Source organism: Marinicrinis sediminis, from assembly GCF_042685085.1.
Taxonomy (GTDB): domain Bacteria; phylum Bacillota; class Bacilli; order Paenibacillales; family KCTC-33676; genus Marinicrinis; species Marinicrinis sediminis.
Genome location: NZ_JBHUMM010000016.1, coordinates 12,912 through 39,373 on the forward strand (window position 1 = coordinate 12,912; position 26,462 = coordinate 39,373).

The 26,462-nt window shown below is 50.8% G+C and carries 24 protein-coding genes; 7 read left to right on the forward strand and 17 right to left on the reverse strand.

Annotation, left to right across the window (positions count from 1 at the left end; translation table 11 throughout):
• Positions 1 to 18 precede the first annotated feature (18 nt).
• The 3 genes from ACFSUC_RS09460 to ACFSUC_RS09470 form a co-directional block, all read right to left on the reverse strand.
• Positions 19 to 852, reverse strand: coding sequence for a Cof-type HAD-IIB family hydrolase (locus ACFSUC_RS09460; RefSeq protein ID WP_379929310.1), 834 nt, complete (start codon positions 850 to 852; stop codon positions 19 to 21).
• 146 nt (positions 853 to 998) lie between these two features.
• On the reverse strand, positions 999 to 1,775 hold the full coding sequence (locus ACFSUC_RS09465) for a pseudouridine synthase (RefSeq protein ID WP_379929311.1): 777 nt from the start codon (positions 1,773 to 1,775) through the stop codon (positions 999 to 1,001).
• The gene (locus ACFSUC_RS09470) at positions 1,775 to 3,403 is read right to left on the reverse strand and encodes an RsmB/NOP family class I SAM-dependent RNA methyltransferase (protein WP_379929312.1); all 1,629 of its coding nucleotides are present in this window, start codon (positions 3,401 to 3,403) and stop codon (positions 1,775 to 1,777) included. Before ACFSUC_RS09470 ends, ACFSUC_RS09465 begins: the two co-directional genes overlap by 1 nt.
• A gap of 91 nt (positions 3,404 to 3,494) precedes the next feature.
• On the opposite strand from ACFSUC_RS09470, the gene ACFSUC_RS09475 reads away from it, so the two are divergent.
• Positions 3,495 to 4,028 (forward strand): thioredoxin family protein, encoded by a 534-nt coding sequence (locus ACFSUC_RS09475; protein ID WP_379929313.1) that lies wholly within the window; start codon positions 3,495 to 3,497, stop codon positions 4,026 to 4,028.
• A gap of 123 nt (positions 4,029 to 4,151) precedes the next feature.
• Here the strand turns inward: ACFSUC_RS09475 and ACFSUC_RS09480 are convergent, their stop codons facing one another.
• Genes ACFSUC_RS09480 through ACFSUC_RS09490 form a run of 3 tightly spaced genes read right to left on the reverse strand, consistent with a single transcriptional unit; the run spans position 4,152 to position 6,526 of the window.
• Positions 4,152 to 4,574, reverse strand: a complete 423-nt coding sequence (locus tag ACFSUC_RS09480) for a DUF309 domain-containing protein (RefSeq protein WP_379929314.1) — start codon at positions 4,572 to 4,574, stop codon at positions 4,152 to 4,154.
• Between the two features lie 26 nt (positions 4,575 to 4,600).
• On the reverse strand, positions 4,601 to 5,404 hold the full coding sequence (locus ACFSUC_RS09485) for a GTP pyrophosphokinase (RefSeq protein ID WP_379929315.1): 804 nt from the start codon (positions 5,402 to 5,404) through the stop codon (positions 4,601 to 4,603).
• Positions 5,405 to 5,416: 12 nt separating this feature from the next.
• On the reverse strand, positions 5,417 to 6,526 hold the full coding sequence (locus ACFSUC_RS09490) for a quinone-dependent dihydroorotate dehydrogenase (protein WP_379929316.1): 1,110 nt from the start codon (positions 6,524 to 6,526) through the stop codon (positions 5,417 to 5,419).
• A 225-nt stretch (positions 6,527 to 6,751) separates the two neighbouring features.
• Here ACFSUC_RS09490 and ACFSUC_RS09495 point away from each other — a divergent pair, with 225 nt between their 5' ends.
• Positions 6,752 to 6,889: a hypothetical protein gene (locus ACFSUC_RS09495; protein ID WP_379929317.1), complete on the forward strand. Its 138-nt coding sequence runs from the start codon at positions 6,752 to 6,754 to the stop codon at positions 6,887 to 6,889.
• 23 nt (positions 6,890 to 6,912) lie between these two features.
• Here ACFSUC_RS09495 and ACFSUC_RS09500 read toward each other — a convergent pair whose 3' ends face one another.
• From ACFSUC_RS09500 to ACFSUC_RS09525, 6 genes are all read right to left on the reverse strand, one after another.
• Positions 6,913 to 8,472 (reverse strand): L,D-transpeptidase family protein, encoded by a 1,560-nt coding sequence (locus ACFSUC_RS09500; RefSeq protein WP_379929318.1) that lies wholly within the window; start codon positions 8,470 to 8,472, stop codon positions 6,913 to 6,915.
• A 121-nt stretch (positions 8,473 to 8,593) separates the two neighbouring features.
• Positions 8,594 to 9,298: an SGNH/GDSL hydrolase family protein gene (locus ACFSUC_RS09505; RefSeq protein ID WP_379929319.1), complete on the reverse strand. Its 705-nt coding sequence runs from the start codon at positions 9,296 to 9,298 to the stop codon at positions 8,594 to 8,596.
• Between the two features lie 184 nt (positions 9,299 to 9,482).
• The gene (locus ACFSUC_RS09510; protein WP_379929320.1) at positions 9,483 to 11,774 is read right to left on the reverse strand and encodes a hypothetical protein; all 2,292 of its coding nucleotides are present in this window, start codon (positions 11,772 to 11,774) and stop codon (positions 9,483 to 9,485) included.
• Between the two features lie 187 nt (positions 11,775 to 11,961).
• Positions 11,962 to 12,204 carry a ferredoxin gene (locus ACFSUC_RS09515; protein WP_379929321.1) on the reverse strand — a complete coding sequence of 81 codons (243 nt, stop codon included), beginning with the start codon at positions 12,202 to 12,204 and terminating at the stop codon, positions 11,962 to 11,964.
• Between the two features lie 137 nt (positions 12,205 to 12,341).
• Positions 12,342 to 13,652, reverse strand: a complete 1,311-nt coding sequence (locus ACFSUC_RS09520; RefSeq protein ID WP_379929333.1) for a DNA polymerase IV — start codon at positions 13,650 to 13,652, stop codon at positions 12,342 to 12,344.
• 56 nt (positions 13,653 to 13,708) lie between these two features.
• Positions 13,709 to 15,550, reverse strand: coding sequence for a methyl-accepting chemotaxis protein (locus ACFSUC_RS09525; protein WP_379929322.1), 1,842 nt, complete (start codon positions 15,548 to 15,550; stop codon positions 13,709 to 13,711).
• A 176-nt stretch (positions 15,551 to 15,726) separates the two neighbouring features.
• Between ACFSUC_RS09525 and cimA the strand changes: the two genes are divergently transcribed.
• Positions 15,727 to 17,346 (forward strand): citramalate synthase, encoded by a 1,620-nt coding sequence (gene cimA, locus ACFSUC_RS09530; protein WP_379929323.1) that lies wholly within the window; start codon positions 15,727 to 15,729, stop codon positions 17,344 to 17,346.
• A 129-nt stretch (positions 17,347 to 17,475) separates the two neighbouring features.
• Here the strand turns inward: cimA and ACFSUC_RS09535 are convergent, their stop codons facing one another.
• Positions 17,476 to 18,024 (reverse strand): TlpA family protein disulfide reductase, encoded by a 549-nt coding sequence (locus ACFSUC_RS09535; protein ID WP_379929324.1) that lies wholly within the window; start codon positions 18,022 to 18,024, stop codon positions 17,476 to 17,478.
• A gap of 176 nt (positions 18,025 to 18,200) precedes the next feature.
• Here ACFSUC_RS09535 and ACFSUC_RS09540 point away from each other — a divergent pair, with 176 nt between their 5' ends.
• The gene (locus ACFSUC_RS09540; protein ID WP_379929325.1) at positions 18,201 to 19,523 is read left to right on the forward strand and encodes an MFS transporter; all 1,323 of its coding nucleotides are present in this window, start codon (positions 18,201 to 18,203) and stop codon (positions 19,521 to 19,523) included.
• Between the two features lie 91 nt (positions 19,524 to 19,614).
• Here ACFSUC_RS09540 and ACFSUC_RS09545 read toward each other — a convergent pair whose 3' ends face one another.
• The 3 genes from ACFSUC_RS09545 to ACFSUC_RS09555 form a co-directional block, all read right to left on the reverse strand.
• Positions 19,615 to 20,343 carry an exonuclease domain-containing protein gene (locus tag ACFSUC_RS09545; protein ID WP_379929326.1) on the reverse strand — a complete coding sequence of 243 codons (729 nt, stop codon included), beginning with the start codon at positions 20,341 to 20,343 and terminating at the stop codon, positions 19,615 to 19,617.
• Between the two features lie 57 nt (positions 20,344 to 20,400).
• Positions 20,401 to 21,480: a DUF294 nucleotidyltransferase-like domain-containing protein gene (locus ACFSUC_RS09550; protein ID WP_379929327.1), complete on the reverse strand. Its 1,080-nt coding sequence runs from the start codon at positions 21,478 to 21,480 to the stop codon at positions 20,401 to 20,403.
• Between the two features lie 192 nt (positions 21,481 to 21,672).
• Entirely contained in the window at positions 21,673 to 22,950 is a 1,278-nt protein-coding gene (locus tag ACFSUC_RS09555; RefSeq protein WP_379929328.1) for an ammonium transporter, read from the reverse strand.
• Positions 22,951 to 23,604: 654 nt separating this feature from the next.
• Here ACFSUC_RS09555 and ACFSUC_RS09560 point away from each other — a divergent pair.
• Both ACFSUC_RS09560 and ACFSUC_RS09565 read left to right on the forward strand, forming a co-directional pair.
• Complete coding sequence (locus ACFSUC_RS09560) at positions 23,605 to 24,051, forward strand: MerR family transcriptional regulator (RefSeq protein WP_379929329.1); 447 nt, start codon at positions 23,605 to 23,607, stop codon at positions 24,049 to 24,051.
• Between the two features lie 45 nt (positions 24,052 to 24,096).
• Entirely contained in the window at positions 24,097 to 24,780 is a 684-nt protein-coding gene (locus ACFSUC_RS09565) for a zinc metallopeptidase (protein WP_379929330.1), read from the forward strand.
• Between the two features lie 129 nt (positions 24,781 to 24,909).
• On the opposite strand, the gene ACFSUC_RS09570 is transcribed toward ACFSUC_RS09565, so the two are convergent.
• On the reverse strand, positions 24,910 to 25,101 hold the full coding sequence (locus tag ACFSUC_RS09570) for a hypothetical protein (protein ID WP_379929331.1): 192 nt from the start codon (positions 25,099 to 25,101) through the stop codon (positions 24,910 to 24,912).
• A gap of 208 nt (positions 25,102 to 25,309) precedes the next feature.
• On the opposite strand from ACFSUC_RS09570, the gene ACFSUC_RS09575 reads away from it, so the two are divergent.
• Positions 25,310 to 26,086: a hemerythrin domain-containing protein gene (locus tag ACFSUC_RS09575; RefSeq protein WP_379929332.1), complete on the forward strand. Its 777-nt coding sequence runs from the start codon at positions 25,310 to 25,312 to the stop codon at positions 26,084 to 26,086.
• The last annotated feature ends 376 nt before the right edge of the window (positions 26,087 to 26,462 follow it).

Consider the following 26,462-nt stretch of genomic DNA (forward strand, 5'->3'; position numbering starts at 1 on the left):
CACGGCGTGAGTATGCTCTTATTTCGGAATAGGCGGATCATTTTTCAAATGGACAAACATCCGATCCATCAGATAGTGATAGACCCCCTCTTCATTGTTGGACAACGTCACCTCATCGGCTTCCGCCTTTACCTCATCAGGGGAATTGTCCATAGCAATACCGAGGCCGGCAAACTTCAGCATTTCCACGTCATTATAGTAGTTTCCGAAGGCAGCGACCTGCTCCCGATTCAATCCTTCATTGGCACAAAAGGCAGCCAGTGCTCTCCCCTTGGTCGCATTGCGATGCATAATATCGATAAACAGATCCCCACTGCGAATCATGCGCAGATCCTCGCTATTGGCCACAATCTCTCTTAGCGGCCCTTCGAGCGCATCCATTTCCTCACGCGTCCCGAACGCTGTGAACTTTACAAGTGAAGGGACATCCTCCAGTGAGTTCTCCCGAATAATCGGATTGGCAAAATACATCTCGTACATTTTTTCCGCTTCCGGACGCATCTGTTCGGCATACATGTCAAACGCCGTATTGATATCAAAATGAACCTGCTGCTCCCGACAGTACTGAACGATCGGCTCAATCCAGGCCACCGGAAAATCAAACTGGTGCAATATCTCCCGCGTTCCAGAATGAAGGGTAACCGCTCCATTATGTGTAATCAGTACACTGTCGATCTTCATTTCTGCCAGCAATGGAAGGGCACTTACCGGTCCTCTTCCCGTACAGAGCACGATCACTTTGCCTTCCTGGTGCAGCCTGCGCAGCAATTCATTCGTCTTCGGTGTTAACTGGTGGTCGTCGGTAATCAACGTTCCATCTACGTCAAGAGCAATACATTGGATATCCATCATAGTCTCCCATTCCTTCCGTATATCTGGTTGTTTTTGTTTTTGTTTTTACTTTTGCTTTTATCATTCAGCCTTAATCGTTCTATCGAGATTGATCAGTATTTGAGCGATTCTACGCATATTCCCTTCACCATCGTCGATCCAAGCGTCTAATCTGCTGTTTTGTCCGGGCTGTCGGTCGATCGGCTCTGCAATTGGGCGACTTCATCCTCCGTCAGCTCCCGCCAGTCACCTTCTGTGAGCGTGTGATCCAATACTAGCGGGCCCATCCTGATGCGTTTCAAATAAGTGACTTCGCTGCCGACAGCCTGCACCATTCTCTTCACCTGATGGAACTTGCCTTCCTGAATGGTCAGCTGAAAGCAGGTCTGGTCAGCTTCCCCGCTGGACGCTACCCGCACCGCCTGAGCCGGCATCGTCACGTAGCCGTCGTCCAGAGTTACGCCCTGTTCCAGTTTAGACAGATCCGCCTCAGACAATCTTCCGCTTGCCTCTACATAGTAGGTCTTGTCAACGTGCTTGCGCGGTGAAAGCAATTCATGTGCCAGCTTGCCGTCATTGGTCAACAATAACAATCCAACCGTATCCTTGTCGAGTCTTCCAACCGGAAAAGGCTGAAAGGTGCGTAATGAATCAGGCAATAATTCGAGCACCGTTCGCTCTCTGGCATCCTCCGTCGCCGATATGACCCCTCGCGGCTTATTCAGCATGATATAGATAAAGGCCCGATAGTGCATCTGTTCCCCGTCCACACGTACGATATCCTTCTCCAGATCTATCTTCATTCCGCTGTCCTTCACTGTTTCGTCATTGACAGTTACCAACGTTTGCTTCACCAGTTTCTTGATTTCAGAACGGCTGCCTACTCCGAGATGAACGAGCATCTTGTCCAGTCGCATCGTATTCGTATTCACCTGCTTGCCCATTATTGCCACCTCCATCCAGCCGGATAGGCATTTTTGAGCATACCCTGCATCGATTTACCCCAACCAAGCGGATACGGACCCAGACAAATCAGGCCATACCCTTTTTGAATATGCGGGAAATCGGAAATATCGATGGTTTCACCCTTCAAATATTTGATCACCCGCTCATCCGCCATATCCAGTGAGATCACCTGCTGCACCTCTTCCGGTCTCAATCCCATGGCGAGGGCCTGTGAAGGCTCGAAACGCTGTTTCTTCAGCTCTCCCACGAAAAAACCCGGCCGCGGTGCTTTTAATCCCGACAGTAGTAAGGGAGAAACAGGGCACTCGTATACAAACTGCTTCCAGCTTATTAACGGCTTGTCTGTCTGTCCAATCGACTCGGCCGTTTTCGTCTGATCCAGCACCGAAGAGGCAAACGCATGCCACCGCTCACGTTCCTCCGTATCCAGCGGACGAATCTCTTGCTTGCGAGGACGACCCTGTCCCTTTCCATGATCTTTCCCTGATCGATCCGTGCCATATGACGAATCAACGGACGCTGTGCGTACCTCTGTATTCGCCTGTTCTATCGATTGGGCATCCGGCATCTTCTGCAGCAGCGCTACATAATGACCTTCCCCCTCCACCAGATGAGGCCACAGTCGCAGCGTACCTGCCGTTTCCAACCTTGCTGCTTCCTGACGGGCCCCTGTCTCCTCTGAAGGTTCTGAAACCTGTCCAGCCTGTCCTACTTGTTCTGCCTGTTCTCCATGTTCTGCGTGTCCAACCTGTTCTCCATGTTCTGCCTGATCTGTCTGTTTCTCCGTCACCCATGCCGGTCGTCCAGACTGAAATCCGTGTGTGGGGGACAACGGTACGACCTCGAATTGTGGATGTTGCCCGAGAAATGAAGCGATCATCGCTTCATTCTCCTCCGGCGAGAACGTACAGGTGGAATAGACCAGCTTGCCGCCAGGCTTTAGCAGCGCTGCTGCGGCTTCCAAAATCTCTTCTTGCATCCCGGCATAGTCGCACACCCGCTGCGGACTCCAATGCTTCACCATATCCTCATCCTTGCGAAACATCCCTTCTCCCGAACATGGCGCATCGACCAGAATACGGTCAAAATATGCACCGAATGAGTCCGCGATTCGTGCAGGATGTTCATTCAACACGACGGCATTTCGTACGCCCGCCATTTCGATATTTTTCACCAGCGCCTTCACACGTTCCGGATGCAAATCATTACTGACCAGCACCCCGCTCCCTGCCAGCTTGGCGGCAATTTGGGTGGATTTCCCACCTGGAGCGGCACACAGATCCAGCACCTTATGACCTGGACGGACATCTAGCATCTCCACAGGCGTCATGGCACTAGGCTCTTGAATATAGTACAATCCCGCGTGGTAAAACGGATGCTTGCCCGGTCGTTCTCCATCGGCATAGTAGAATCCCTCTGCACACCAGGGAATGGCCGTCAGGGAAAAGGGGGACATCCTCTGGAAATCGCAAGCTTCCAGTTTCAGTCGATTCACTCTCAAACCCTGCCACTTGGGTTGTTCATAACTTTCCATAAAGGCTTCAAACTCTTCCTCGAGCAGTTCCCGCATCTTCTGCTCAAACGCTTCTGGCAATTGTAGGGACATTCACCACTCGCCCTTTCAATGAATATGTAAATAGTTTATAATACTTTGATAGATAAAACCATGCCATTGGGCTGAAGGACAGAGGTGGATCATGAAAAAGCTATTACTGTATCTCGGTATTATTGTCGTCATATTCGCGGGGATCTTTGCCCTTGATCAATACCAGGATAGCAAGACCAATGCAGCGGCAGAAGAAAAAGCACAGGAACTGTACAAGACCAGCCCGGACAAGCTGTCAGAGGAAACCAAAAAGCAGCTGGACGATGAAAATTACCAAAACATCATTATCCCCGCTGAATTTGAACAGAAGCTGGCTGACAAGGAGCCTATGCTAGTCTACTTCTTCTCGCCAACCTGTCATTATTGCCAGAAAACCACACCTACCGTGATGGAACTGTCAGAGGAAATCGGGGTAGAAGTGCTGCAATACAATGTGCTGGAATATCGGGATCCATGGGATAAATATATCCAAGGTACACCGACGATGATTTACTTTGAAGACGGTCAGCCTTCCGATCTCAAGATTAACTATGGACTGAGCGGCGACAAAGAGATGGACCCGCTGGTGGTAGATGCCTACGAGAAATACTTCAACGAAGTGAAGAATCGCCAGTCAACTGAATAACCACTCAGCATCGTGACATCTGAGACATATACGCACTGCTTGACATGCACGACATGTCTCACAAACAGGACATAGCCAAAAGCCCGAATTCCTTCCTCAGGAGTTCGGGCTTTTCATATCGTTCTATCTGTTTGAATGATCGTGTTCCTCAGCGTCGTACAAGTGGAGCGCAGCCACGAGTTGTTCCAGCTCCGTATCCAAAATGACGATTGGGAACGGCTGATACGACCACGCCAAGCCCCGTTGGTGCAGATTCACCAAATAATGCCGGGATTGTTCGAGCAAACGTACAAGATCGATCCCAAGCCTCTCGGCATCCTCACAACCAGACAGCTTCTCGATGCCGGCCTCCATCAGCTTAATAGCTCCGCTTTCGTTGTCATTATCATGATGATACAACCCGACCGCTACCTGCAGCAAACCCTGATAGACCGGATCTCTGCCTTCCTCCAGCCACAGTTCCTCCATCACTTCATGACACTCATAGAAATCTTGGGTTACATTAAAATGATGGATAAACTGGACGTACAGTGGATCATACTTCATCTTATCCCCCATTGTTTTCAACCCCATTATCTTAAACTGGACGATTTCGCTTCCCGGAGGGAGGATTCAATCTGATGCGCCAGCATTTTGAGTCCCCAGATGTCCTCTTTCTCCCACAGCTCATTAAATCTCAGCTGGTACGTGGCCGCATCGCGAACACGACGATAGAAATACAACTCCTGGATATCACTCAGAACCTTCGATACCAGTACCGACTTGTCCTCGAACAGACGCTGCGCCTCGGTGATCTCATCCCGAATGCTCGACATTTCCTTGTCCAGCTGAAACGCCGCCTCTGCCGCTTTCTTCAGACGGCCTCTCAATTCATCAGGCAAGCTGCCCTTGTATTTATAATTCAGCGAATGTTCAATGGTGGCCCAGAAATTCATCGCCAGAGTGCGAATCTGCAGCTCCGCCAGCACTTCCTTTTGGCCCAGTGCCGTTTGAACGGGATATTTCACAATCATATGATAGCTGCGGTACCCGCTCTCTTTCTGATTCGCGATATAATCTTTCACATAAATCAGTTCCATGTCCTGACGCTTCGTAATGAGCGCAGCTATCTTCTCGATATCCTCCACAAACTGGCACATAATACGAATACCAGCGATGTCTTCGATCCCATTTTCCAACTGATCCATCGGTACCGACAGACGCTGCGCCTTATCGAGCACGCTGGAAATTCGCTTCACGCGTCCTGTCACGAATTCGATCGGGGAATATTCCTCCCGTTTCTTCATTTCACCGCGCAAATTTTTGAACTTGATTTTGAGTTCTTCGACAGCCTGTTCATAAGGCAGCAAAAACTTGCTCCAATCTCTGCCATCCAAAAGCACTCACTCCTATCTGACCGACTGCTTGAAGTCTGCACCTACCGCCTCATGCAGGTACTGGAAGCCATCCTGATCCAGAAGGCGCAGCAAACCCTGATTGATCTCACGCAACAGCCCGGGGCCCCGATAAATCAGTGCGGTATAAACCTCCACCAGACTGGCTCCTGCCCGAATTTTGGCATAGGCATCCTCCGCATCAAAGATGCCTCCTACCCCGATAATCGGAAGCTTCCCTTCCGTTTGTTCATAAATCGACCGGATCACCCTGGTTGAAATGTCGGTCACCGGTCTGCCGCTCAGCCCGCCCGCTTCCTGCTGGTGCGCATGGGTCAATCCGTCCCGGCTAATTGTCGTATTGGTCGCAATGATGCCGGATACCCGGCTGTTTTGAACCACTTCTATGATATCCTGTATCTCCGAAGGGTTCAAATCCGGGGCGATTTTCACAAATACCGGTTTTTCTTTCCCGCCAAGCGCTTGCTGCTGGCTGGTCATCTCATTGCTCACCGTCTCCAGCAATTTGTACAGTTCCTCGCCGTGCTGAAGCTTTCGCAGATCTGGCGTATTCGGAGAACTGATATTCACAACGAAAAAGTCCCCATACGGATAGAGGACCTGGATACACGTCCGATAATCCCCGGCGGCTTCTTCATTTGGCGTGTTCTTATTCTTCCCGATGTTCACGGCAACGGGAATACGCTGCTTGCCCGCTCTTACGAGCTGCTGCACCATCGTCTCCGCACCAAGATTATTAAAGCCCATCCGGTTAATCAGTGCCTGATCAGGGGGCAGACGAAACAAACGCGGCTGTTCATTGCCAGGCTGACCCTTCGGCGTGACCGTCCCCACTTCCACAAATCCAAAACCAAGCGCTGAAAAAGCCGGAACCGCCTGGGCATTCTTATCCAGTCCCGCTGCCAGTCCCACCGGATTCGGAAAGGTGACTCCGCACACTTCCGTTGCCAGTCTCTTATTCTCCTTCACGCCGTACAGACCTCTCATCGTCTGGAGCATCCCGGGAATTCGAGTTGCCCCCTTCAGTCCACCAATCGTCAGATGATGGGCCTTTTCAGGGTCCATTTTAAACAATACGGGCTTCGCAATACGCCGATACAACATACCGTCATTCCTCCGTTCCATGTACTATGGAACAGTTTATCCGCTTTTTTCAGAAAAGGGAAGTCACGACTGCCTACTTTTTCATCGAAATTCCTTTCGACCGGATAAAAGGTATTTATGAACCCGCCTGTGATGCGGTATACTTAATATATGACAGCGCTTTATCTTCCAACCCTGCTGGATGCAATCCTGTTCCTCTTCATTTCAATCAAAGGAGTCGTTCTTATGGCAAAACGAAAATTGCAAAAACCGGTTCGCAGCAATCAGCCCGAATCCGTCAATAAAAAGGCCCTTTACTGGACAAGTGGCATCTTTGTCGGACTGGCGGTTATTCTTTCCATCCTGCTCATTCTAGACCTGTAAGCCCTGCGAAAGGCTCCCATCCGTTAATTCAACCACCGATACCGCTTGTTCGGGTTGGTCTCCTCCACTTGTGAGGGAAGCGCAAACGGGGCGGCCCCGCGGATGACTTCCTCGGGAAGCTGCCCGTCCCCCCGTATCTCTACCGGCGTTCCAAGCGGAACGAACGAAAACAATTCCTCGATATCTTCATTTAACATCCGTACACAACCGAGCGATTCATCCTTCCCAATGGAATCTGGCTCATTGGTACCGTGGATCGCGTAGAGCGTGTCCGACAAGGTCATGCCCCGCGAGCCAAAATCTCCATCTGCGCGGCCATTTGGATTCATAACCTTCTCACTGATGACAAAGCTTCCTTCCGGCGTACGCTCACCGCCCAGTCCGACCGGATAATTGCGCAGCACCGTATTGCCACTCACGAGCGCCAGTCGATGCTGCTTCTGATCGACCACGATTCGCAGAGCATCCACCTGCTCGAGCAAACCGCTGTCCAGATGAACCTGAACCGGCTGATCAAGCTTCTTATCTCCCTTTGTCTCCTTCTGCCCAGATATGGATGCAGCAGCCTGTGTTTCCCATTTCCAGCTCGGCTGTGCCTGCTCGGACTTCTCTGTCTTCGCTGCCTGCTTCTGAGCCTGCTCCTGCATGACCCAGTCAAACGCCTCTTGCAATAAGTCATCTGCACCTGACAAACTGTTGTTCGGATAAGGCTGTATGAGCTGTTGGAGCTGCTTCACTTTCGAACCCGTTCGCTGCTCATATCCCTCTATAGCCGTTTTGACGACCGTCACATATTGCAATCGCTGCAAAATCTCATGCGTCAACTGCTTCTCACCCACCAGCGGACCCGCTTCACATTGGCATGATTCGGCATCATGAAATTCAAGCTCCAGACCTGCCCCCTGCGCCTGACTGGAAATGGAGGCAACCGGCCGGATGTGTTGCTCCCAGCGATGCCAGTCTCCAGTGTCTGACGCCTCCGTCTCTGAACGGACAGAAGCATAGGCAATCATCCGCTCGGTCTGCTTGTCCTGTTGCTGACGGGATACATACGCCTGAACGAGCGATGCTGCGCCTGCTTCCAGTTGAACTGGCTCCGGCCATCCCTTCACTTCCCAAATGGATAGAGCTTGCTGATCGGATGTGGTGGCACCACTGGTGCTGTCCGTCGCAACCGCTGGAGCTTTGGCGACCGCTTCTTCGCCCGATTGCGGGGAGAGGACGGACTGACTCCAGGCCAAGAACAGAAGACTGATGACGACAGGCAGTCCCAAACCGAGCCATTTTTTGCGTTTTCGTCTGATTGGCGAGGACGTCACCTCCTCTGCCAGCATGTCCTTCGTCATCCGCTCCATTTCTGATTCTGGATGTACAGAACCAGCAGGAGCAGGCACATGCGATGCGTCCACAGGAAACGCAATTTTCTCATAGGCTTCGTAAATTTCCCCCGCCTGTGTAAAGCAATAGGCGGCTTTTTGTTCCTGACCATTCGCCAAATATTCCTTGCCCAGCAAATACCAGGCCATTTTATTCGTAGGATGCTCCTTAACATAGGTTTTCAAATGCTCAATTTGCTGCGACATGTGCTTTCACCCTCCTGAGGTGAATCCCTTCAGGGTTTATTTGTATGTATAGTATCGGCTGAAAAGGCTCCATTCGTTAGAAAACCCTCTCCGTTTAACCGAGAGGGCCATGACCATCTATTTAATCTGTCTCTTCATCCTCATTGTCATTGTCATCTTCATCATTGTCTTCGTCTTCCTCATCATCGAGAGCCAGAAATGGAGTGAGGACCTCCGCGATCCTTGTATGCCCGTTCGCATTCGGATGCACGCCATCATCTACCCCTGCATCTTCCAGTGAGACCAGTAAATCAGAAAGGGCCCCTTCGTCATCGAGATAGGAATAGAACGACGCCTGCAGATCAGCCAGCGCCACATTCATTTCCTCCGCCAGCTCACAAACCGCCTCAGAATAATAGGCTAACCAGGCATTGATCCCGTTCGGATTTGCATAGTATTCCTGCGGATGCCTGGCATAATAATACTGATCTGCGTCACCCTCAATGACCGGATGAATGGTGCACAGAATCACTTTGCTGCCCTGGTCTTGCAGCATTTGAGTCATCTCCTGCAAATGCTGCCGGTATGCCGTTCGTTCAACCAGCGGTTCGTTGACCGCCTTGCACACGGTATCATTCAGGCCGAAGTACATGATGACGACATCCGGCTGCTCGGCCAGCACATCCTTTTCAAAGCGATGACGTGCCTGGGCTGTTGTATTTCCCGGGACACCCTTATTCACGAATTGATAAGCCGGGAAGCGTTCTGCAAGCACCGCCAAAAACTTCTGATTTGACTCCACCAGTGCGCCATGTGTGACCGAATCGCCAAAGCCTACCACTTTCATCCTTGATCCCTCCTGTTTCAGTTCACATCCCTAGCGCCATCCACAGCATACTGCTATTGCCGATGATGTGACTCACGCTTCCATGCCTTTCACAGATTCATGCTTTCACGGATGCACAGATTGAGAGATGAACCCGTGCACGGGATGTGTCATGATATGGACGAAGTGGGCGCCGCTCAGGTTTCTACTTTTTATCACTTTGATTCGGCTTGCTGAGCGCTTCTTCCGGAATCTTGTCACTGATCAGTACCTCTGAGGTGCGTATGACATCCATAATGGCCTGCCATTCTTTCCCGGACAAGCTCTGATCATCCTTCTCTGCATCCTGCGCCGTAAACTCCACATCCTTGGTTTTTGGATTCTCCTTCTTCATCCTGTTCCCTTCCACTTGCCGGTCATTGTAACTCGCTGCTTTGGAGATCAGGCTCTTCTTCTCTGTACCGCCTTTTTTCTCATCATAGTTGCCTAGCAAATAGTAGCTAATGCCACTGCCCGAAGACAAGTCTGCAATGTGAGCAGGATTAAGATAGGACAAATCGATCATATACAACGCACTGCCGAAGCTTTCCCCCTTCGGGTTGATCGTACCTGCCACGTCTTTGGTCGTGGATAGGAAGCCGGATGGCTTCTTGCCTTCTACATGCAGCATTTCCGGTGTTGCTTCCACCTTGTTGTCACTGATGCCGGACCCTGTGGCGCCGGATTTGGAAGGCTTGCCTTCCGGGCTCATACCCGATGGATAGATATGGTGATGATTGTCTTTCTCCGCAATATTCTCCGCAGAGATACTTCTCGCAACGAAACGCGGCACCAACTGACCGATTCGATCGATGACGAACTGACTCTCCGCCCCTTCGATGGTGATTACCAGTTGTTTGTCATTGTGAGGCGAGTTCACGACCGCATGCTGCCGGCGGTACCGTTCGGATTTTTCCTTCCGCTGTTCATACTCGAACGCAGCGTCGGGTCCCTGATGAAGGACTTCCGATTCCCCGACGAATTGCTGATCTATTTGCTTGAGGATCGTGGTTAAAATGCGATGAAACATTTCCGGTTTCTGTTCAAATTTCTCCTGGAAAATATCCATCAGCTCATCCAGGCTCTTTGAAAAGCTGCTTGGAATCAACTTCTCCATTTTCAGCATGTCCAGAACATGAGACTCTTCCAGCTTGGATTGATGCATGCGTTTTGTCAATTCACCTTTATGGTATTTCCGATAATCCAGTAGACGTCCCAGATGAGCGCCAACGCCTGACACCTGATCTGACAGCAAGATTTCCTCCACACTCAGATCCACCATATCATCTGTCATACCGTCCGCTGCCAGCGTACGAGCCCTTGCAACAAATTCTTCAGGAGGTACCTGGACCTGGGTATCGCCTTGCTGATACGTGAGTGCAGCGCTCCGGTTTCCATTGGTAAGTGCATAATGCAGAGCATTGAACATGCAATCTCCATCGGGTTCCGGATCAAAGACCTGATGGGAATCCGCTCTGAACGGGGACCCATTGGCATGCCCGTTTGTAATGACGACATAATGGTTGCCCACATTCAAGATACTAAAGCCTGCCTGAGTCCCGCCCAGGTCACCTGCACGATCCGCCTGAATATACTGGCCATTCCCATCTAATATGTATAAATCCACATACATGCCAAAGGTAGAAGCGATCACAGCCGTTTCTGCCCCGCCTCCCCAGACACCGCCACGTCGGATATCCTCCCGGTAAGCAGCCCGTTCTGCCGGCGTCACTTGGCTGATTGTTCTCTCTGCCAACCCCTGTGCTTTCTCAATCGCCTTATCATCCAGTTCATTGATCTTCTTCATCTGAGCCTGCAACAATATTCGCAGACTGGAGGCAGCTTTCTCACCCTGATCCAGCGTTCCCAGAAAATCCAGTGCCCGAAGCAGCCTGGAGCTGATGTTGTTAATTTGCTTGTTGTCCGACTCCTCCAGCCCTGTCTGGCTTTGTTTCTTCACCAGCAGCTGGTCAAGCTGGACGCCAAGCTGAATGATTTCGGACTCGCTGACTTCCGATCCGATGATATTGATTTCTTTCGTTAATTCCTGAATAGCACTCGCATTCGCCTTCACATTTTTCCCTTTGTTCTGCAGGTCATGAAGCACTTCGCGCTTTTTGCTGAGCGGCATATCGAGCGTATCTTCCGCATCGGTGTCCCTGTCTGTTGCCGGTACATAATAATCGTAGGTTTCTTTGCCGTGTGAGGTCTTCTTCTTGACTCGTACGAGTTGCTTCGGCGGTTCCGAAGTCCCCGTTCGCACAGGCGGAGTCTGGAGCCGGGTGGTCGCTTGCCGAGCTTGCATGAGCTGATACGCAGCCTGATTGCCTGCTGTCCTCTGCCACTGCAAGATGCTGCTATGCATCGCAGAGGACGGCGGACGCCATTCATCGGGTTTGGAATGAGCTTTTTGCTCATGGTGGTCATTTTGCTGAGACGCAGGCTGCCGGGTCTTCAATCGCAACACTCCTTGTAAGAAAACGGTTTTCGCATCCTTATCCACATTATGACACAGCCCTCAGCCATCCTCTATCCGACTTCCATTAATTTTCACTAAAAAAAAGAAGCCCAACTTCATGAACATGAAGTGAGCTTCCTTCTATGGTTAGAGCAGGATCAATCCCTGCTGCCTGGAACCGAATGGATTAGCCTTCCTTGTTGAACGGCTCATCAGCAATCTTGATGGAATCCGTTGGGCAACCGTCACATGCATCCTGAAGATCATCGTACAGATCCTCCGGAATTTCAGTGTTCCCCTTGTTTGCATCATCTTCATAAATAACCTCTGCAATGCCTTCATCGTCGTAATCATAAATATCAGGCGCTGTAGCACCGCAAGCTCCACAAGCAATGCAAGTATCTTTTTCTACCCATGTATACTTTGCCATGAATGAACTCCTCCTAATGAATAAATTGGACAGCATGAACCCTCAGATACCAATATAATATACTTTAATGGAAACTTCAAATGATTTCATACTTTTCATCTGCCCGCCAAATGTGCAGAAAAAGCGCTGTCCACGGGTCAATGAGACGGATCATCCTCTTCATCCTCCCAGCTCATTTGTTTGAAGAAATCCTTCTGAAGCGAGGTGCCCCGGACTTTATGATTCCGTATGAGGGCAGAAGGGTCATCACTCAGCATACCCGCGGTCAGAATCGAGCTTTCCCCGAACTTGTCACGGAGCTGGTCTAGCGTCTCGTGCAGCGCTTCCTTCCGGGGGAACTGCTCATATTCAAACAAATCAAGCTGCACCGCCGCCTCTTCCTTGGGGATGAGTTGCTGAAGCGTTATGCCCAGCAGCCGTACCGGCTTCAGCTCTGCCCAGTGCCTGCTGTACAGCGCTACCGCCTCCTGATAAATATGCTGTTCATCCTCTGTGGGAATGGGCAGCGTCATCGAACGGGTGTAAGTCTTCATGTCCGGTTCACGGATCGTAATTTGAATGGTATGCGCCATCATTTTCTGTCTGCGCAGCCGCCTGGATACCTGATCTGCCAGGTTCAGGAACACTCTTCGCACATCTGACATAGCGGAAATGTCGGCGGGGAGCGTAGTCGTATGGCCAATCGACTTCGCTGCTTCCCGTTCTGATCTGACCGGTGCATCGTCCACCCCGTTTGCTGCCTGGATCAGAGCAGGGCCGAGCACGCCCATCTGTTTGTGCAGCCACTGCGGATCGGTCTTCGCCAGCTCACCCAGCGTGCGAATGTTCAGTTTATCCAGCTTCGCCGCAGTCTTGGCCCCAATCCCGTACAAGGATGCACAAGGCTCCTGCCAGAGCAGTCTCGGGACATCCCGCTTGCGAAGAATGGTCAATCCCATCGGCTTCTTCATATCTGAACCCATTTTGGCCAGCAGCTTGTTCGGCGCAATGCCGATCGAACAGGGGAGACCCAGTTCGGTACGTATCCGCTGCTGCAATGCTCGGGCGATCTCAAGAGGGGAGCCAAATTGCCGGGAGCCCGTAATATCTGCGAAGCACTCATCAATGGAGATCGGCTCCACCAGCGGCGTGTACGCATACACCATCTTCATGAAGCGCTTTGAATAGGCGCGATACAAATGAAAATCCGGACGAATCAAAAGAAGGTCAGGACAGCGTTTCAGCGCGTCTCTGACCCTCATGCCTGTTCGCACTCCCTGCTTTCTGGCCGCATAGGAGGAAGTAACAATAATACCTTTGCGCTGCTCGATGCTGCCGGAGACCGCACACGGCTTGCCCCGGTACTGCTCCGGTTCCTCTGCCTCGTGCACCGAGCAATAAAAGGCATTCATATCAATATGAAGGATTACTCTTCCTTTTTTCGGATAAAAGGTATCGGTATTCATCAGCAGTCTGCCCCATATGGTCCCATTTTTCTACAGCATACCTTTTCGCGCGGACGCGGTCAAGAAGACAGGTCGAAAGCGGATACCAGCTTGCGGAGCTGCTGGGCCGTCTCTGCAAGATGATGACTTGCCTGTTTCACTTGCTGCATCGACTGCAATTGCTCTTCATTCGAAGCCGCAATTTCCTCGCAGCTTCCCGCGGCCGTTTCCGAAATTTCGGCTGTCTGTCTCGCGCTCTCCACGATCCCTTCACTGGAAGCGGTTAATTGCTCCACGAGCGCAGACACTTCCAGCACCTTGTCTCGGACCTGCACAACAGAAGACTGAATATGCTGAAATGACGCGGAAGCCCGCTCCGTCTGTACAACCCCTTCCTGGATGCGTACCCGGTCTTCCCCGATGGCGTGCACCGCAGATAACGCTTCCTGATGAATATGCGCCACGACTTCCACAATCTGACCGGCCGTCCTCTTCGAATGATCCGCCAGCTCGCGAATTTCCTGGGCCACCACGGCAAATCCTTTGCCCGCCTCGCCTGCCCGTGAAGCCTCAATGGCAGCATTCAGGGATAAGATATTGGTAGCAGCGGCGATGCGCGTAATCTCCTGAATCATCGTATGGATGTGGTCGGATTGCTGCTGCAACTTCCTGATCGACTGCTCCGAACCTTCTGATGACCGCTCAATCGCCTGCATTTGCTCCTGAATGGACTGCACGTCCTGCAAGCCGGATTGTGAAGCAGAGGAGGCTGTATAAGACAGCTCGGATACCGCTTCCGTATGGGAAGCTATCGTCTGAATCCCTTTGTTCATTTCCTCCATCGAATTGGAAGCGAATCGCGCCATATCCGCCTGACGTTCCATCGAAGACGTAAGGGCGTGAGTGGACTGGGCGATGTGCTGACTGCCGCGGGCTGTCTCCTCTGCACTGCTGAGCAGATGCGCGGAATGCGTATTCATCATGTGGGAGGTCTCATCTACGTGATGAACCAGTTCACGCAGTCCCTTCATCATTTCTTGGAATGAACGGGTCAAGTCTCCAATCTCATCTCTCGAATCATAGTCGCACGAGACACGCAGATCGCCTTGCTCCACTTCCTTCATTTGTGCTTGCAGGGAGCGCAGAGGCTTGACGATCCGGGAACTGATGACCGTTCCGATCATCGCAAACAGGAGCACCGCTGCCCCGATACAGCCGATCATCACCAGGAATGACTGCTGCCGTTCTTCTTCATTGAACGCCTTGACCTGTCCGGCCTTTTCGATATGTATACGAACCATATTCTCCAGCTTCTCATTGACCACTCGCTGGATCGGAACCACTTTTTCTACATAATATTCATACGCCGTCTCTCGCTTCATCAGTTGAAGCTGCTGTTCGGTAAGAAAGGCCGTGCTGATCACTTTTCCCCGTTCCGCCCGATACCGCGTAAAGATTGATTTAAAGTCCTCGATTTCTCCCTGAAGCTCGTCCCGAATCTTGTGCTGCTGCAATTCGGCAAAATAAGTGTTCATTTGATTGTTCATGGACGTGATCTTCTCTTCGAGCTGTGCTACCTGATCCTGATCCTCCTTCGCCAGCAACAGCTCCAGCAACGCGGCATCTATCTGGCCCTGCATGTTGCGAATTTCATGGAGTGTATGGATGGGAATCAACCTGTCCTCATACATCGTGTTCGATTGCTGTTGCAGTTGACCACTGTAGTAAATGCCTGCATAGCCGATCAGGGCCAGAAATACGACTGCAATTCCATTGAGCAGCATGATTTTCCTGGATATCTTCAAATGCTTGATGATCGACATCCTCGCCCATCTCTTCCCTGTCTGCTCATGCCCGCTCCCCTTCACCGACTTGTCTGTCTCATTCCCCTTGTTCGTTTGCTTTTCATTCGTGCCCTTCATGTCGCCACCTCACAGATGTTTATCATGCTGAATATGAATGTAATGTAATGGACATGTCGAAATTTGTCAAATAATATTTATACGAATGAAAATCACGGAAGAAGTATCAACTTTTATAGACAACAGTGCTATAATAAGCAATTATACCTTGCGGAAGATGTTTAGGAGGATGAGTCATGTCCAGTGCAGTGAAGATATTCGATACAACGCTTAGAGACGGGACACAGGGAGAAGGCATTTCTCTATCCGTGGAAGATAAATTGAAGATTGCCCAGAAGCTTGATGAACTCGGCGTCCATTATATTGAAGGCGGCTGGCCGGGAAGCAACAACAAGGATATCGAGTTTTTTGAACGGGCCAAGCAATTGTCGCTCAAGCAAGCCAAGATTACGGCTTTCGGAAGTACCAGGCGGAAGGATACAGATCCGGCGGACGATGTGAACCTCAATAAAATTCTCGAATCCGGCGTATCCGTAGCCACCATATTCGGCAAGTCCTGGGATTTCCATGTGCACAAAGCTTTGCAAACCTCGCTGGAAGAGAACCTGGCGATGATCTATGATTCTGTCTTTTACTTGAAAAGCAAAGGGCTGGAAGTCATCTATGATGCAGAGCATTTCTTCGATGGCTACAAGCAAAATCAGGCCTACGCCATGCAGACCATTCAAAAAGCAGCGGAAGCCGGTGCGGACTGGGTGGTGCTCTGTGATACCAACGGCGGTTCCATGCCTTCCGAAATCACGCGCATCGTAACGGACGTAGCCGCACAGGTAAACTGTCCGATCGGCATCCATGCCCATAACGACTGCGAGCTTGCGGTCGCCAATTCCATTGCTGCGGTTCATGCCGGTGCCAGACAGGTGCAGGGAACGATGAATGGCTTCGGGGAACGCTGTGGCAATGCCAACCTGTGCTCCATCCTGCCGAACCTGCAACTGAAGCTGTCCTATACGTGTATCTCACCAGAGCAGATGACGCAGCTGACCAATACAGCGCGGTATGTCAGCGAGATTGCCAATGTGCATATGCCGCTTAATCAGCCTTATGTCGGGTCTGCCGCATTTGCACACAAGGGCGGGATTCACGTATCTGCTATCCTGCGCCATGCGAAAACCTATGAACATCTGACACCTGAGCTGGTTGGCAACAAGCAGCGCGTACTGGTCTCCGAGCTTGCCGGACAGAGCAATCTGGTCTTCAAAGCCCAGGAGCTGAACCTCGATCTCGACATGCAAAATGCACAAACCAAGCAGGTCATTCAGGAAATCAAGGATCTGGAGCATCAAGGCTATCAATTTGAAGGGGCGGATGCTTCTCTGGAGCTGTTGCTGCGCAAGGCGTCCGGACAGGTCGAAGACGTATTCGAGGTCAAGTCCTTCAAAGTATCCATTGAACGGCATCGTGATCAGGCCGTGCGCTCCGAAGCCATCGTCAAACTGGCGGTGAAGAATGAGGAAGTGTATACGGTCGCCAGCGGGAATGGCCCGGTCAATGCGCTGGACAATGCCCTGCGCAAAGCCCTGATCGACTTCTATCCGGACATTCAGCGCATGCACCTGTCTGACTATAAGGTACGGGTCATTGATGAAAAGGATGCTACCGCTGCCAAAGTGCGCGTACTCGTAGAAAGCTCGGACTTCGAGAATACCTGGAGTACGGTCGGCGTCTCTGAAAACGTCATCGAAGCAAGCTGGCAGGCGCTGGTGGACAGTTTAAGATATGCTCTGACAGGCAAGACGGCTGTTACCCCCAACAAGGAACGGGAAGCAGAACGAAGCGGATTGTTGAACCACTAATGGAAAGCGCTGCTTGAAATGCGCGTTGCCCGCTAAAAAACGTGAACTACAAACCGTACTGCACAAATAGAAAAAGAGCGATCTCCCAAAATGAGATCGCTCTTTTTTCATGGATTACACTTGTTTTTCTCAGCCGTTCTTGATCAGTTTTTTGACACGGCTCTCCAGATCATCCGGTGGCAATATCCCTGGAATGATATCCACGATCACCCCTGAACGATTGACGAGGAAGCTCATCGGATACCCGTATACATTGTACAGATCCGTTACCTCGCCTTTTTTGCCCTCCTGATCGTCTAGCAGAACCGGGAATTCAAATCCGTATTCCTCCGCAAAGGCCTTGGCATTATCTACATTGTCATCCTGGGTCGCATTGACTGCGTAAATGTCCAGCTCATCCTGATACTTCTCATGCAAATGAACGAGCTCTGGCGCCTCGAGTTCACAAGGGCCGCACCAGGAAGCCCAAAAGTTAATAAACAGCACTTTCTCCCGCTCGCCATTAACGGCATAGGTTTGCCCATCCAGCCCTTGCAGCTCGAAATGAGGGGCGAGGAAATCTTTCTTCGCTGCCTGCTCAGACGGAAGTGCACGAGCGGCTTCGTCGGTTACATTCTGATAAATGGCGAAACCCACCAAGGCTGCCACAATGATCAATACGGCCAAATTTCTTTTCATGATTCACCTCGTCTTCGTTGCCTGAACTTGCTTGATGAATGTACTTGATGAACTTGCTTGATGTAACGTGATCGTCCCCTCTATCTTAACGAATTTAATGGCAAAAAACAAAGTGCATGGATGGTAAGATTGGCGGGAACATTACTGGCATCAGCGTTCAGAGGAGTCGAAGCCTCATGTCACGAAGCCAATCCAGAAGACGATCCATATTCATTACGCCAGCCGAGGACCATGCCCCCTTCGCAGAACGGACCCAGAGCAAGGAAGGGCACTCAGGCTCCTCCACCGGGGAAGGGAACACGAACGGAAGCTTTCTGCAATTCGCCGCGATTGCCAGCGTGCCACTCGTCCTTGTGCTGGGCAATTCCATGATCATTCCGGTTCTGCCTCAGTTGAAGAAGGAGCTTCAGATTACCCAGTTCCAGACCAGTCTTGTCATCACCTTATTCTCTGTATGTGCCGGCCTTTTCATACCTGTACTAGGGTATTTGTCTGATCGTTATTCACGCAAGGCGGTCATGATTCCATGTCTGATCGTCTACGGACTCGCAGGCATTCTTGCCGGATTCGGTGCCGTCTGGAAATCCTACTGGGTTCTAATTACAGCGAGGGCGCTCCAGGGACTGGGCGCAGCTGGCACCGCACCGATTGCGATGGCACTTGTGGGAGACCTGTTCAAAGGCGGCACAGAAAGCAAAGCGCTCGGTCTGACCGAAGCGTCCAACGGCGCTGGAAAAGTGCTCAGTCCGATTATCGGGTCTCTGCTGGCTCTGCTCGTCTGGTATGCGGCTTTTTTTGCCTTTCCCGTCTTTTGCCTCATCGCGCTCATCTCCGTCATCACGCTGATCCATGAACCGCCACGAAATGGCGAGAGACAGCGTCTGGGTACGTACATCGGCAATGTTAAAGAGGTGCTGAAGCAAAAAGGTAGATGGCTCATCACCAGCTTCTTCGCGGGCTCTCTGGCACTGTTCGTCATCTTTGGCGTGCTCTTTTATTTGTCCGACATACTGGAGAGCAAGCCTTACAGCATTACGGGTGTGCGCAAAGGCTTTGTACTGGCCATCCCACTGATGGGCATGGTCACGACTTCTTATTTGACCGGCAGCATCATCAAGAAAAACGGTCTGCTCATGCGCTGGCTGATGAATATCGGACTGGCCCTCAGCTCCCTCGCGCTAGTCCTGACGATCTTTTTCTTCTCCAATCTGTATCTCTTCATTGCACTCCTGACCTTGAGCAGTATCGGGACAGGCTTGCTGCTGCCTTGTCTGAACACCCTCATCACCGGATCGGTGCAAAAAAATGAACGAGGCATGATCACCTCGCTCTACAGCAGCTTGCGGTTCCTTGGCGTAGCCGCAGGACCGCCTATATTTGGCTGGCTCATGACGATATCCGATCGCGTCGTCTTCCTGACCGTTTCTGCCTTGTCTTTTCTTGCGCTTACCCTGGTGTTCTTCCTCATCAAGCCGGACAAGCACCTGTCGGATGCCTGATACGAATGTAAATGCCTGTCTGTATTCAGACGCTCAGACGCGGAATCAGGTTTCCTGGCTGTTTCCTGGCTGTTTTCTGGCCGTTTCCTGGCTAGCGGCTCAAGTAGGCGTACAAATCTCCCAGCAGGTGCACCTGTCGCTGCTTCATTTCGCTCAGATAATGCTGCCACAGCACGGCTGTCATGCGGGAATCCTCCAGCGCATGGTGACGGCGACCGATTGGAATGCCGTAGGCATCCAGCAGGGCATCCAATCCGTACGACCCGAGCTCCGGTTTCAACCATTTGCCGACCATCATCGTGTCCAGTACCGTGTGGGTCAGCCTCACGCGGGACGTTTTCCACAAGGCCGCATTCAGAAACTGCTTATCGTGACCGGAGCCATGGGCAATCAAAATACGCTGCTCAACAAACTGCAAAAACTGCTGCAGCACTTCGATCAGGGGCGGAGCTTGCCGAACGTCCTCATTCCCGATCCCGGTCAACTGCTGAATCGCTTCCGGAATGGGTCTGAGCGGCTTGACGAGGGTATAGAAGGAACGATCCGGAACGATCTCCCCGCCCTGAATCCATACCGCCCCTACCGATATGATCTCATCTACAGCTGGCATAAACCCGGTCGTTTCCAGATCAAAGATAACCCCTTCCATCTCATACAGCGGAATATTCAGGAGTGAGGATTGCCGCTGTTCCTTCATCATGGAGCGAATGAACGCCATTTGCTGTGCATTCTGATTGCCGAATGCCGCTGCAATGGCAGGGGTAATGCCCCCCATCTTGTACAGCTTCCACATACCCGGTGTATTGGGTTTTTCATTCATGCGATCACCCCATCTCCCTTTCTATCCCGGTCCCGTTCAGGATGCATCATTCCGAGCTCATCCTCCCGATCCGATCTTGCGCCTGATCATCTTCTGCAGGGCATTGCCTGTCCGAACATGAGACTTCAGGGTATGCTTCATTTCCTTCGTCATCCGTTCCACTCTCAGCTTCCCGCTCGCCGCAAAGACCCCCTGCTCATACTGGGCATGCACCTGATTGCGCAGCTCCAGAAAATAGATCCAGGCTTCCTCCCACTTCTTCAGCTCTACAACCGGATACGTGCCGCTCGTTCTCAGCTTCCAGAAGCGTTGCCGGGTTGAACTCTCCGCAATTCCCTCTGCCACGGCCAACAGGCGAATGGCATTGACGATCGGAATATAACAGCCGTATTTTATATCTATCGTGCCGGCATCCTCCCCGTAAGGCTCGGGAATCAACCCGCCGAATATATTCAGAACCATTTTATGCTTGAGCGTATTGGCCACCAAATGCGGCAATACCGTTACATCATAATGACGATATGCGTCCAGGGGCAACTGAAGCTGAAAGCTTACCTTTCCATACGTAAACAGCGGCCTGGCATCCAGACAAATGAGCAAATAGCGAATGTGCTCCCAGTTCGGATCAGCGATCCATGCATCCATCCGGTCTGCCCACTGCGCATACGTCGTACACCACATGGGCTCACTGGACACAACCTTGCCGTCACATGGCGGAAACCCGATCTCATGCAATCCTGCTACAACCGCTTCCCCCAGCTGCAGAAAATAAGCCTGAACCTCCTCCTCCTGTCCGTTCGGCGGCGTCTCATACACAATTCCGTTATCCTGATCACTCCACAAGGTCAGTTCTTGCCTGCCTCCGCTTCCATACAGCACGAACTGAAACGGCACGGGCGGCCATCCCTTCCCCTGTTCATTCAGTTGTCCATACGACAGCTTCACTGTCTGTTCTATCATCGCATCATAGATCCGATTAATCCATTCGACCTCAACGAGCGTCTCTACCGCCCGCTGCTCCCCCGACAAATCCTCATGAAATTGCTTGCGTATACGGGACAGCTGCTGCAAATCTGTACTGTTCTGAACTTGCTGCAGCCATCTCTCCCATCCTTCTCTTCTCTCCCTTGTACACACCCGTCATGCCACCTCCCTGCTGACAATCCGCTGCCCTTTCATTATCGAGCAGCACGATCCCAAGCCATCTCCGGCCTAACCGACTGGGGCCAGCCAGTACTGCGAATGATTCGATCCAAAGCAAGACAGGAAGACCCGATAACCGGATCTTCCCTGCGTCCTGGGTATAGATTTGATTCGTGATCCGTGCCGTTATCCCTTCACCGTGGTGCTTCCGGATGCACTTTTCATTTGCTCTGGATACCCGTACGTCCCGTGTTCGCTCAGGTCCAGACCCATGATTTCTTGCTCTTCCGTTACGCGCAGTCCCACAATCTTCTTGATGATCAAGAGGAAGACGAAGGAGAGAACGAAGGCATAAGCCCCGGCAATCACGACACTTTCAATTTGCACCCACAGCTGTCCGAATCCACCGCCGTAGAACAATCCGGCTGTACCAACGCCAACTGTGTCCTCTGCCAGTTCCTTGGTTGCGAACAAACCGTTTGCCAGTGTACCCCAGATTCCGATCGCTCCGTGAACAGACAGTGCATAGATCGGATCATCAATTTTCATTTTCTCGAAGAACTTCATGCTGAAGAATACGAGCGCTCCGGCAACCATCCCGATGACAACAGCTGCCCCAGGCTCAACGAATGCACAGGAAGCGGTAATGGCGACCAGACCTGCCAGCGCTCCGTTCAGCATCGTTCCGATATCCGCCTTCCCAGTGAATGCCCATGCGACCAGCAAAGCCACGATTGCTGCTGCACCTGCTGCCAGTTGTGTATTGAACGCGACATAACCAGAGAAGAAAGCTTCATCAATACCTAGTGTGGAACCGGCATTAAATCCGAACCAGCCGACCCACAAGATCAATACCCCGATGGTCGTGAAGACCTGATTGTGACCAGGCAGTTCATTGGCAGAGCCGTCCTTGTTGAATTTCCCGATTCTTGGCTTCAGCAAAATGGTCGCCGCTAATGCTGCCATCGCTCCCGTCAAGTGAACGACCGTCGATCCTGCAAAATCTTGCGCGCCATCTTCAGCGAGGAAGCCCCCGCCCCAGATCCAGTGGGAAATAACCGGATAAATAAAGGCTGTAAACAAAACGGTGAAGATCAGATAAGCGGCCAGCTTGCCTCTCTCTGCGAACCCGCCCCAAGCAATCGTCAGGGAAATCGCAGCGAATGCGAACTGGAATAGAAAAGCGACTGACATCGGCAGGGAACCATCATCCAGACCAAATGGATTGTAGAAGAAATCCCCGAACCCGATAAATGGATTTGAATCCGATCCGTAAGCAAATCCCCAACCGACTGCCCAGTATACGATGGTCGCTAGACCGAACGTGAAGATCGTCTTCCCTGCCACGTGCCCGGCATTTTTCATCCGAGTCGATCCGGCCTCCAACATGATAAATCCGCCTTGCATTAAAATGACTAGAATGGCTGACAACATGACCCAAAGTGCACTCAATTGTAATTCCATCTTAACCTCTCCCCTTTAGTGTTAATTTTATTTACACAATGTGAAACTGTTAATGTCATTATATTGTGTTTTGAGCCATTTGACAACTGTTTTTCAGAACTTTTTTTCTGGAAAGCGTATCTTTTTTGTAAATCCGGCCTTAAAGTTCGGATTTTCAGCCTCTTTTTTATGCAAAACTTACGCATGATGTTAACTATTCATCTGATAACCTTTTTTCTATCCCCATCACATCTCCATACATGTTCATCATTATGGGAAGACTGTTTGGGGTGCAAGATGGTCTTCCTCGTACTTTACGAGGGACATGTTAGTATAAGTGACATGTATAAAGTGGGCGATAGGATGATGGGTATGAGTGATCGGCGTAAAATGAACGATAGCATGCGTGATCGGTGTGTTTAAGTGGTAAGAGTGGTTAAAAAGAATGAGATGAGTACAATACGTGACATAGCTGTCATACATGACTTTTGAGGTGGTGATGTTTCCCCCATCGAAGCGATGGATTTTGAATTCTTTGCGAACGTTCCCTTTTTTGGCACAGAACCTTTTGACGATTAACATCCGATCTATTATGATATTTTTAGAACACTCTATTATGTAGAACACCCTATTATAATGAAATGCAATCTATACATGACAGTGAGGTGCTGTGTCATGGGGGACGAGACACTTTGGAAAATTGGCCAGTTTGCCGATCTGGCGAAGGTGAGCCAGCGCACAGTGGATTACTATACGAAGCTGGGTCTTATCCAGCCAGAGCAGCGAACGAGCGGCAATTTCCGCTTATATGGTAGAAAGGCACTGGAGCGATTGCAGCGTATCGAAATGCTGAAGGCGGAGAAGTATACATTAGAAGAAATCAAACAGTGGCTGGATCAATTCGACCGTACCAGGGAACAGGGAGACCCGGCGATTACCGAGAAGCTGAATGCCCTTCATTCCCATATGAAGCAACTGGAGATTGAAATCAAGGAACTGGAACCTTATATTGAAACGTTGAAACCAAATCAGGCCAAGAACGTATTTAAAGTACTTACCCCGCAAAGCGCGGCCTGTATTGAAGCGATTCTCTTAATCCTTGGTAAAGGTCCGCTAATGTGAGGTAGGAATCATGATACATTTTCATATCATCAGGAGGAATGCACCGTGTTTTTTCATCCCATGGATTTTCTGATTTTGATTGCCTTTGGTATTTCTATTTGGGCACAGTTCCGGGTGAAGGGAACCTTCAATCAGTGGACGAAGGTGGCTACAAGTTCCGGCATGACCGGATATGAAGCGGCACGGCGTATGCTCGATATGAACGGACTGAGCCATGTTCCGATCGAACCGGTTCGTGGAAGATTAACCGACCACTACGATCCGATGAAGCGTGTGGTGAGATTGTCTGAACCCGTCTATTACGAAAGCTCGATCTCTGCGATCTCTGTTGCGTGTCACGAAGTCGGACATGCTATTCAGCACAAGGTGAAATATCCGATGTTGGTCGCCCGTCATCAGATGTTCCCGCTCGTGAATCTGACTTCCGGGATTGCGCCGTTTTTGCTCCTGGCCGGATTCTTCCTGCAGATGGCGAATCTGCTGTTGGTCGGTATCCTGTTTTTCTCGGCTGCCGTCGTCTTCCAGCTGATTACGCTGCCCGTTGAATTCAACGCTAGTTCCAGAGCACGGGAACAAATGGTATCGCTTGGTTTCATTCAGAACCAGGAAGAGCGCGGTGTCGCCAAGGTACTGAATGCCGCAGCCTTGACTTATGTCGCAGCCGCCTTGATCTCCTTGCTGGAGCTGCTGAAGTTCATCATGATCTTCACCCAGTCCAATGACGATTAAGCGTCACACAGACAGCTGATTTTCCTATTATATGTACGACCGTTTGCGGTCAATCCCAAATAAAAACGAGCGGAATGTTCCATGCAGAACATCTCGCTCGTTTTTTGGTTGGTCGATTGTCAGCTTGACTTATACACCCATCCGCTTGCGCTGATTGTTGACTTTTTTCGTATTCTGACTCTTCATGACAGGCCCGCCAGACGGATGGTGACCAGGTTGCTGCTGCCTGTTCAGCTGATTTTGTTTTTTCTTGGCGAGCAATTGCTTCGCGGCTTCGGCCTGGGACATTGGCTTGCTCTTTGCTTGTTCCTGTTGATCCATTATTCGCACCTCTTCGGCGTATCAAGTTAAAGTAAGACGACTACTCGTCTACTGCTTCATCATAATCGATTTTGAGCCGATTTCCAAGAGCCAATATGACCATGCAAATGAAATCAAAACTACACAAATGTTTGCATTTATTGTGAAATCACGCACAAAACCTCCTCCCCATTCGCGTTAAGATGAAGTCAAAAGGAGGTTTTGCATCATGCGTCCGTTTACCTTGAATGACAAGATTGACGATATGGCATCTGCCTTCCCTTATGCCAGCAGTGTATTTAAGCATTGCCAAGCCGATGTATGCAGCAGTCAAGAGGACCCGCAGCTTCAGTCAGATCCCGGTGCGGAGGACCTTTCAGCTGCCCCTGATGCGGCCGATGTCTCGTATTCGCTCGAAGAAACGCATCCGATCGATGGCGATGCGATGATGGAATCGCTGGTTGAAGCGTATGATTTCTTCAAGCGGCGGGAGGGCCTGTTTGAGATCGACTGGCAACACGAAAGCTTTCATGACCTCATTCATCATATCATCGCGGTGCATCACGAATATCTGAGAAGAGAGCTGCCTGCCCTCGAAGGCTGCATGATCAAGCTAAAGGCTATCCATGGTCAAGATAATCCGTCATTTATCCCTGTGCTGCAAGCCAAATTCAAGACGCTACAAACTGATTTGGAGGGGCATCTCAGCACCGAGGAACAGACGGTATTCCCGCTCATCCTCCGTTATGAACAGACCGGCAATCCTGAACAGCTCAAGCAGGCATGGACGCAACTGACTGCCCTGGAGGCCGATCATCAGGAAGCGTGCAGTTTGCTCAAGGAAATGAGAATGCTCACCGCTGACTACCAGCTGCCTGAGGGAGCATGCCGGACCTTGAAGCTGACGTATCAGAAACTGGAGGATCTGGAGGCCGATATGCGTCAGCACATTCATCTCGAAGACCACATCTTATTTGCCCGACTGGCGGAACAGCTTAACCGCTAGTGAATCGGTCATGTGCGCACAGTATTAGAGGTTGTAGACAATATAGACATTGGGATCACCCTGACTCGCACCTTCCATGCAGCCAGGGTTTTTTGCCATTTTTGGCATGTGCGTCAAGCTGATTCAGTCACCGACAGCCGCAATTTGTCGGGGAGCCATTTTAAGGCTAGCCATTCGCTAGCTAGTCATCTCTCGATGTCCTGAATAGCCTGCTTACGCGCGCAAGTCAGCAAAAAAGACTGCCGATCTGAGACTGATATGCTCCCCTTTGAGTAGACACCTGAAATAACAAAATTCAGGACTACTCAAAGGGGAGCTTTTTTATGGGAAGAAGACGAATCAGTTATGACAAGAAAATGGAAGCTGTAGAGAAATA

What these genes read in the sequence shown, in the direction of transcription:
- ACFSUC_RS09460 (WP_379929310.1), bottom strand. Translation starts at nt 852, where the DNA reads ATGATGGATATCCAATGTATTGCTCTTGACGTAGATGGAACGTTGATT.
- ACFSUC_RS09465 (WP_379929311.1), bottom strand. Translation starts at nt 1,775, where the DNA reads ATGGGCAAGCAGGTGAATACGAATACGATGCGACTGGACAAGATGCTC.
- ACFSUC_RS09470 (WP_379929312.1), bottom strand. Translation starts at nt 3,403, where the DNA reads ATGTCCCTACAATTGCCAGAAGCGTTTGAGCAGAAGATGCGGGAACTG.
- ACFSUC_RS09475 (WP_379929313.1), top strand. Translation starts at nt 3,495, where the DNA reads ATGAAAAAGCTATTACTGTATCTCGGTATTATTGTCGTCATATTCGCG.
- ACFSUC_RS09480 (WP_379929314.1), bottom strand. Translation starts at nt 4,574, where the DNA reads ATGAAGTATGATCCACTGTACGTCCAGTTTATCCATCATTTTAATGTA.
- ACFSUC_RS09490 (WP_379929316.1), bottom strand. Translation starts at nt 6,526, where the DNA reads ATGTTGTATCGGCGTATTGCGAAGCCCGTATTGTTTAAAATGGACCCT.
- ACFSUC_RS09495 (WP_379929317.1), top strand. Translation starts at nt 6,752, where the DNA reads ATGGCAAAACGAAAATTGCAAAAACCGGTTCGCAGCAATCAGCCCGAA.
- ACFSUC_RS09500 (WP_379929318.1), bottom strand. Translation starts at nt 8,472, where the DNA reads ATGTCGCAGCAAATTGAGCATTTGAAAACCTATGTTAAGGAGCATCCT.
- ACFSUC_RS09505 (WP_379929319.1), bottom strand. Translation starts at nt 9,298, where the DNA reads ATGAAAGTGGTAGGCTTTGGCGATTCGGTCACACATGGCGCACTGGTG.
- ACFSUC_RS09515 (WP_379929321.1), bottom strand. Translation starts at nt 12,204, where the DNA reads ATGGCAAAGTATACATGGGTAGAAAAAGATACTTGCATTGCTTGTGGA.
- ACFSUC_RS09525 (WP_379929322.1), bottom strand. Translation starts at nt 15,550, where the DNA reads ATGAAGGGCACGAATGAAAAGCAAACGAACAAGGGGAATGAGACAGAC.
- cimA (WP_379929323.1), top strand. Translation starts at nt 15,727, where the DNA reads ATGTCCAGTGCAGTGAAGATATTCGATACAACGCTTAGAGACGGGACA.
- ACFSUC_RS09535 (WP_379929324.1), bottom strand. Translation starts at nt 18,024, where the DNA reads ATGAAAAGAAATTTGGCCGTATTGATCATTGTGGCAGCCTTGGTGGGT.
- ACFSUC_RS09540 (WP_379929325.1), top strand. Translation starts at nt 18,201, where the DNA reads ATGTCACGAAGCCAATCCAGAAGACGATCCATATTCATTACGCCAGCC.
- ACFSUC_RS09545 (WP_379929326.1), bottom strand. Translation starts at nt 20,343, where the DNA reads ATGAATGAAAAACCCAATACACCGGGTATGTGGAAGCTGTACAAGATG.
- ACFSUC_RS09555 (WP_379929328.1), bottom strand. Translation starts at nt 22,950, where the DNA reads ATGGAATTACAATTGAGTGCACTTTGGGTCATGTTGTCAGCCATTCTA.
- ACFSUC_RS09560 (WP_379929329.1), top strand. Translation starts at nt 23,605, where the DNA reads ATGGGGGACGAGACACTTTGGAAAATTGGCCAGTTTGCCGATCTGGCG.
- ACFSUC_RS09570 (WP_379929331.1), bottom strand. Translation starts at nt 25,101, where the DNA reads ATGGATCAACAGGAACAAGCAAAGAGCAAGCCAATGTCCCAGGCCGAA.
- ACFSUC_RS09575 (WP_379929332.1), top strand. Translation starts at nt 25,310, where the DNA reads ATGCGTCCGTTTACCTTGAATGACAAGATTGACGATATGGCATCTGCC.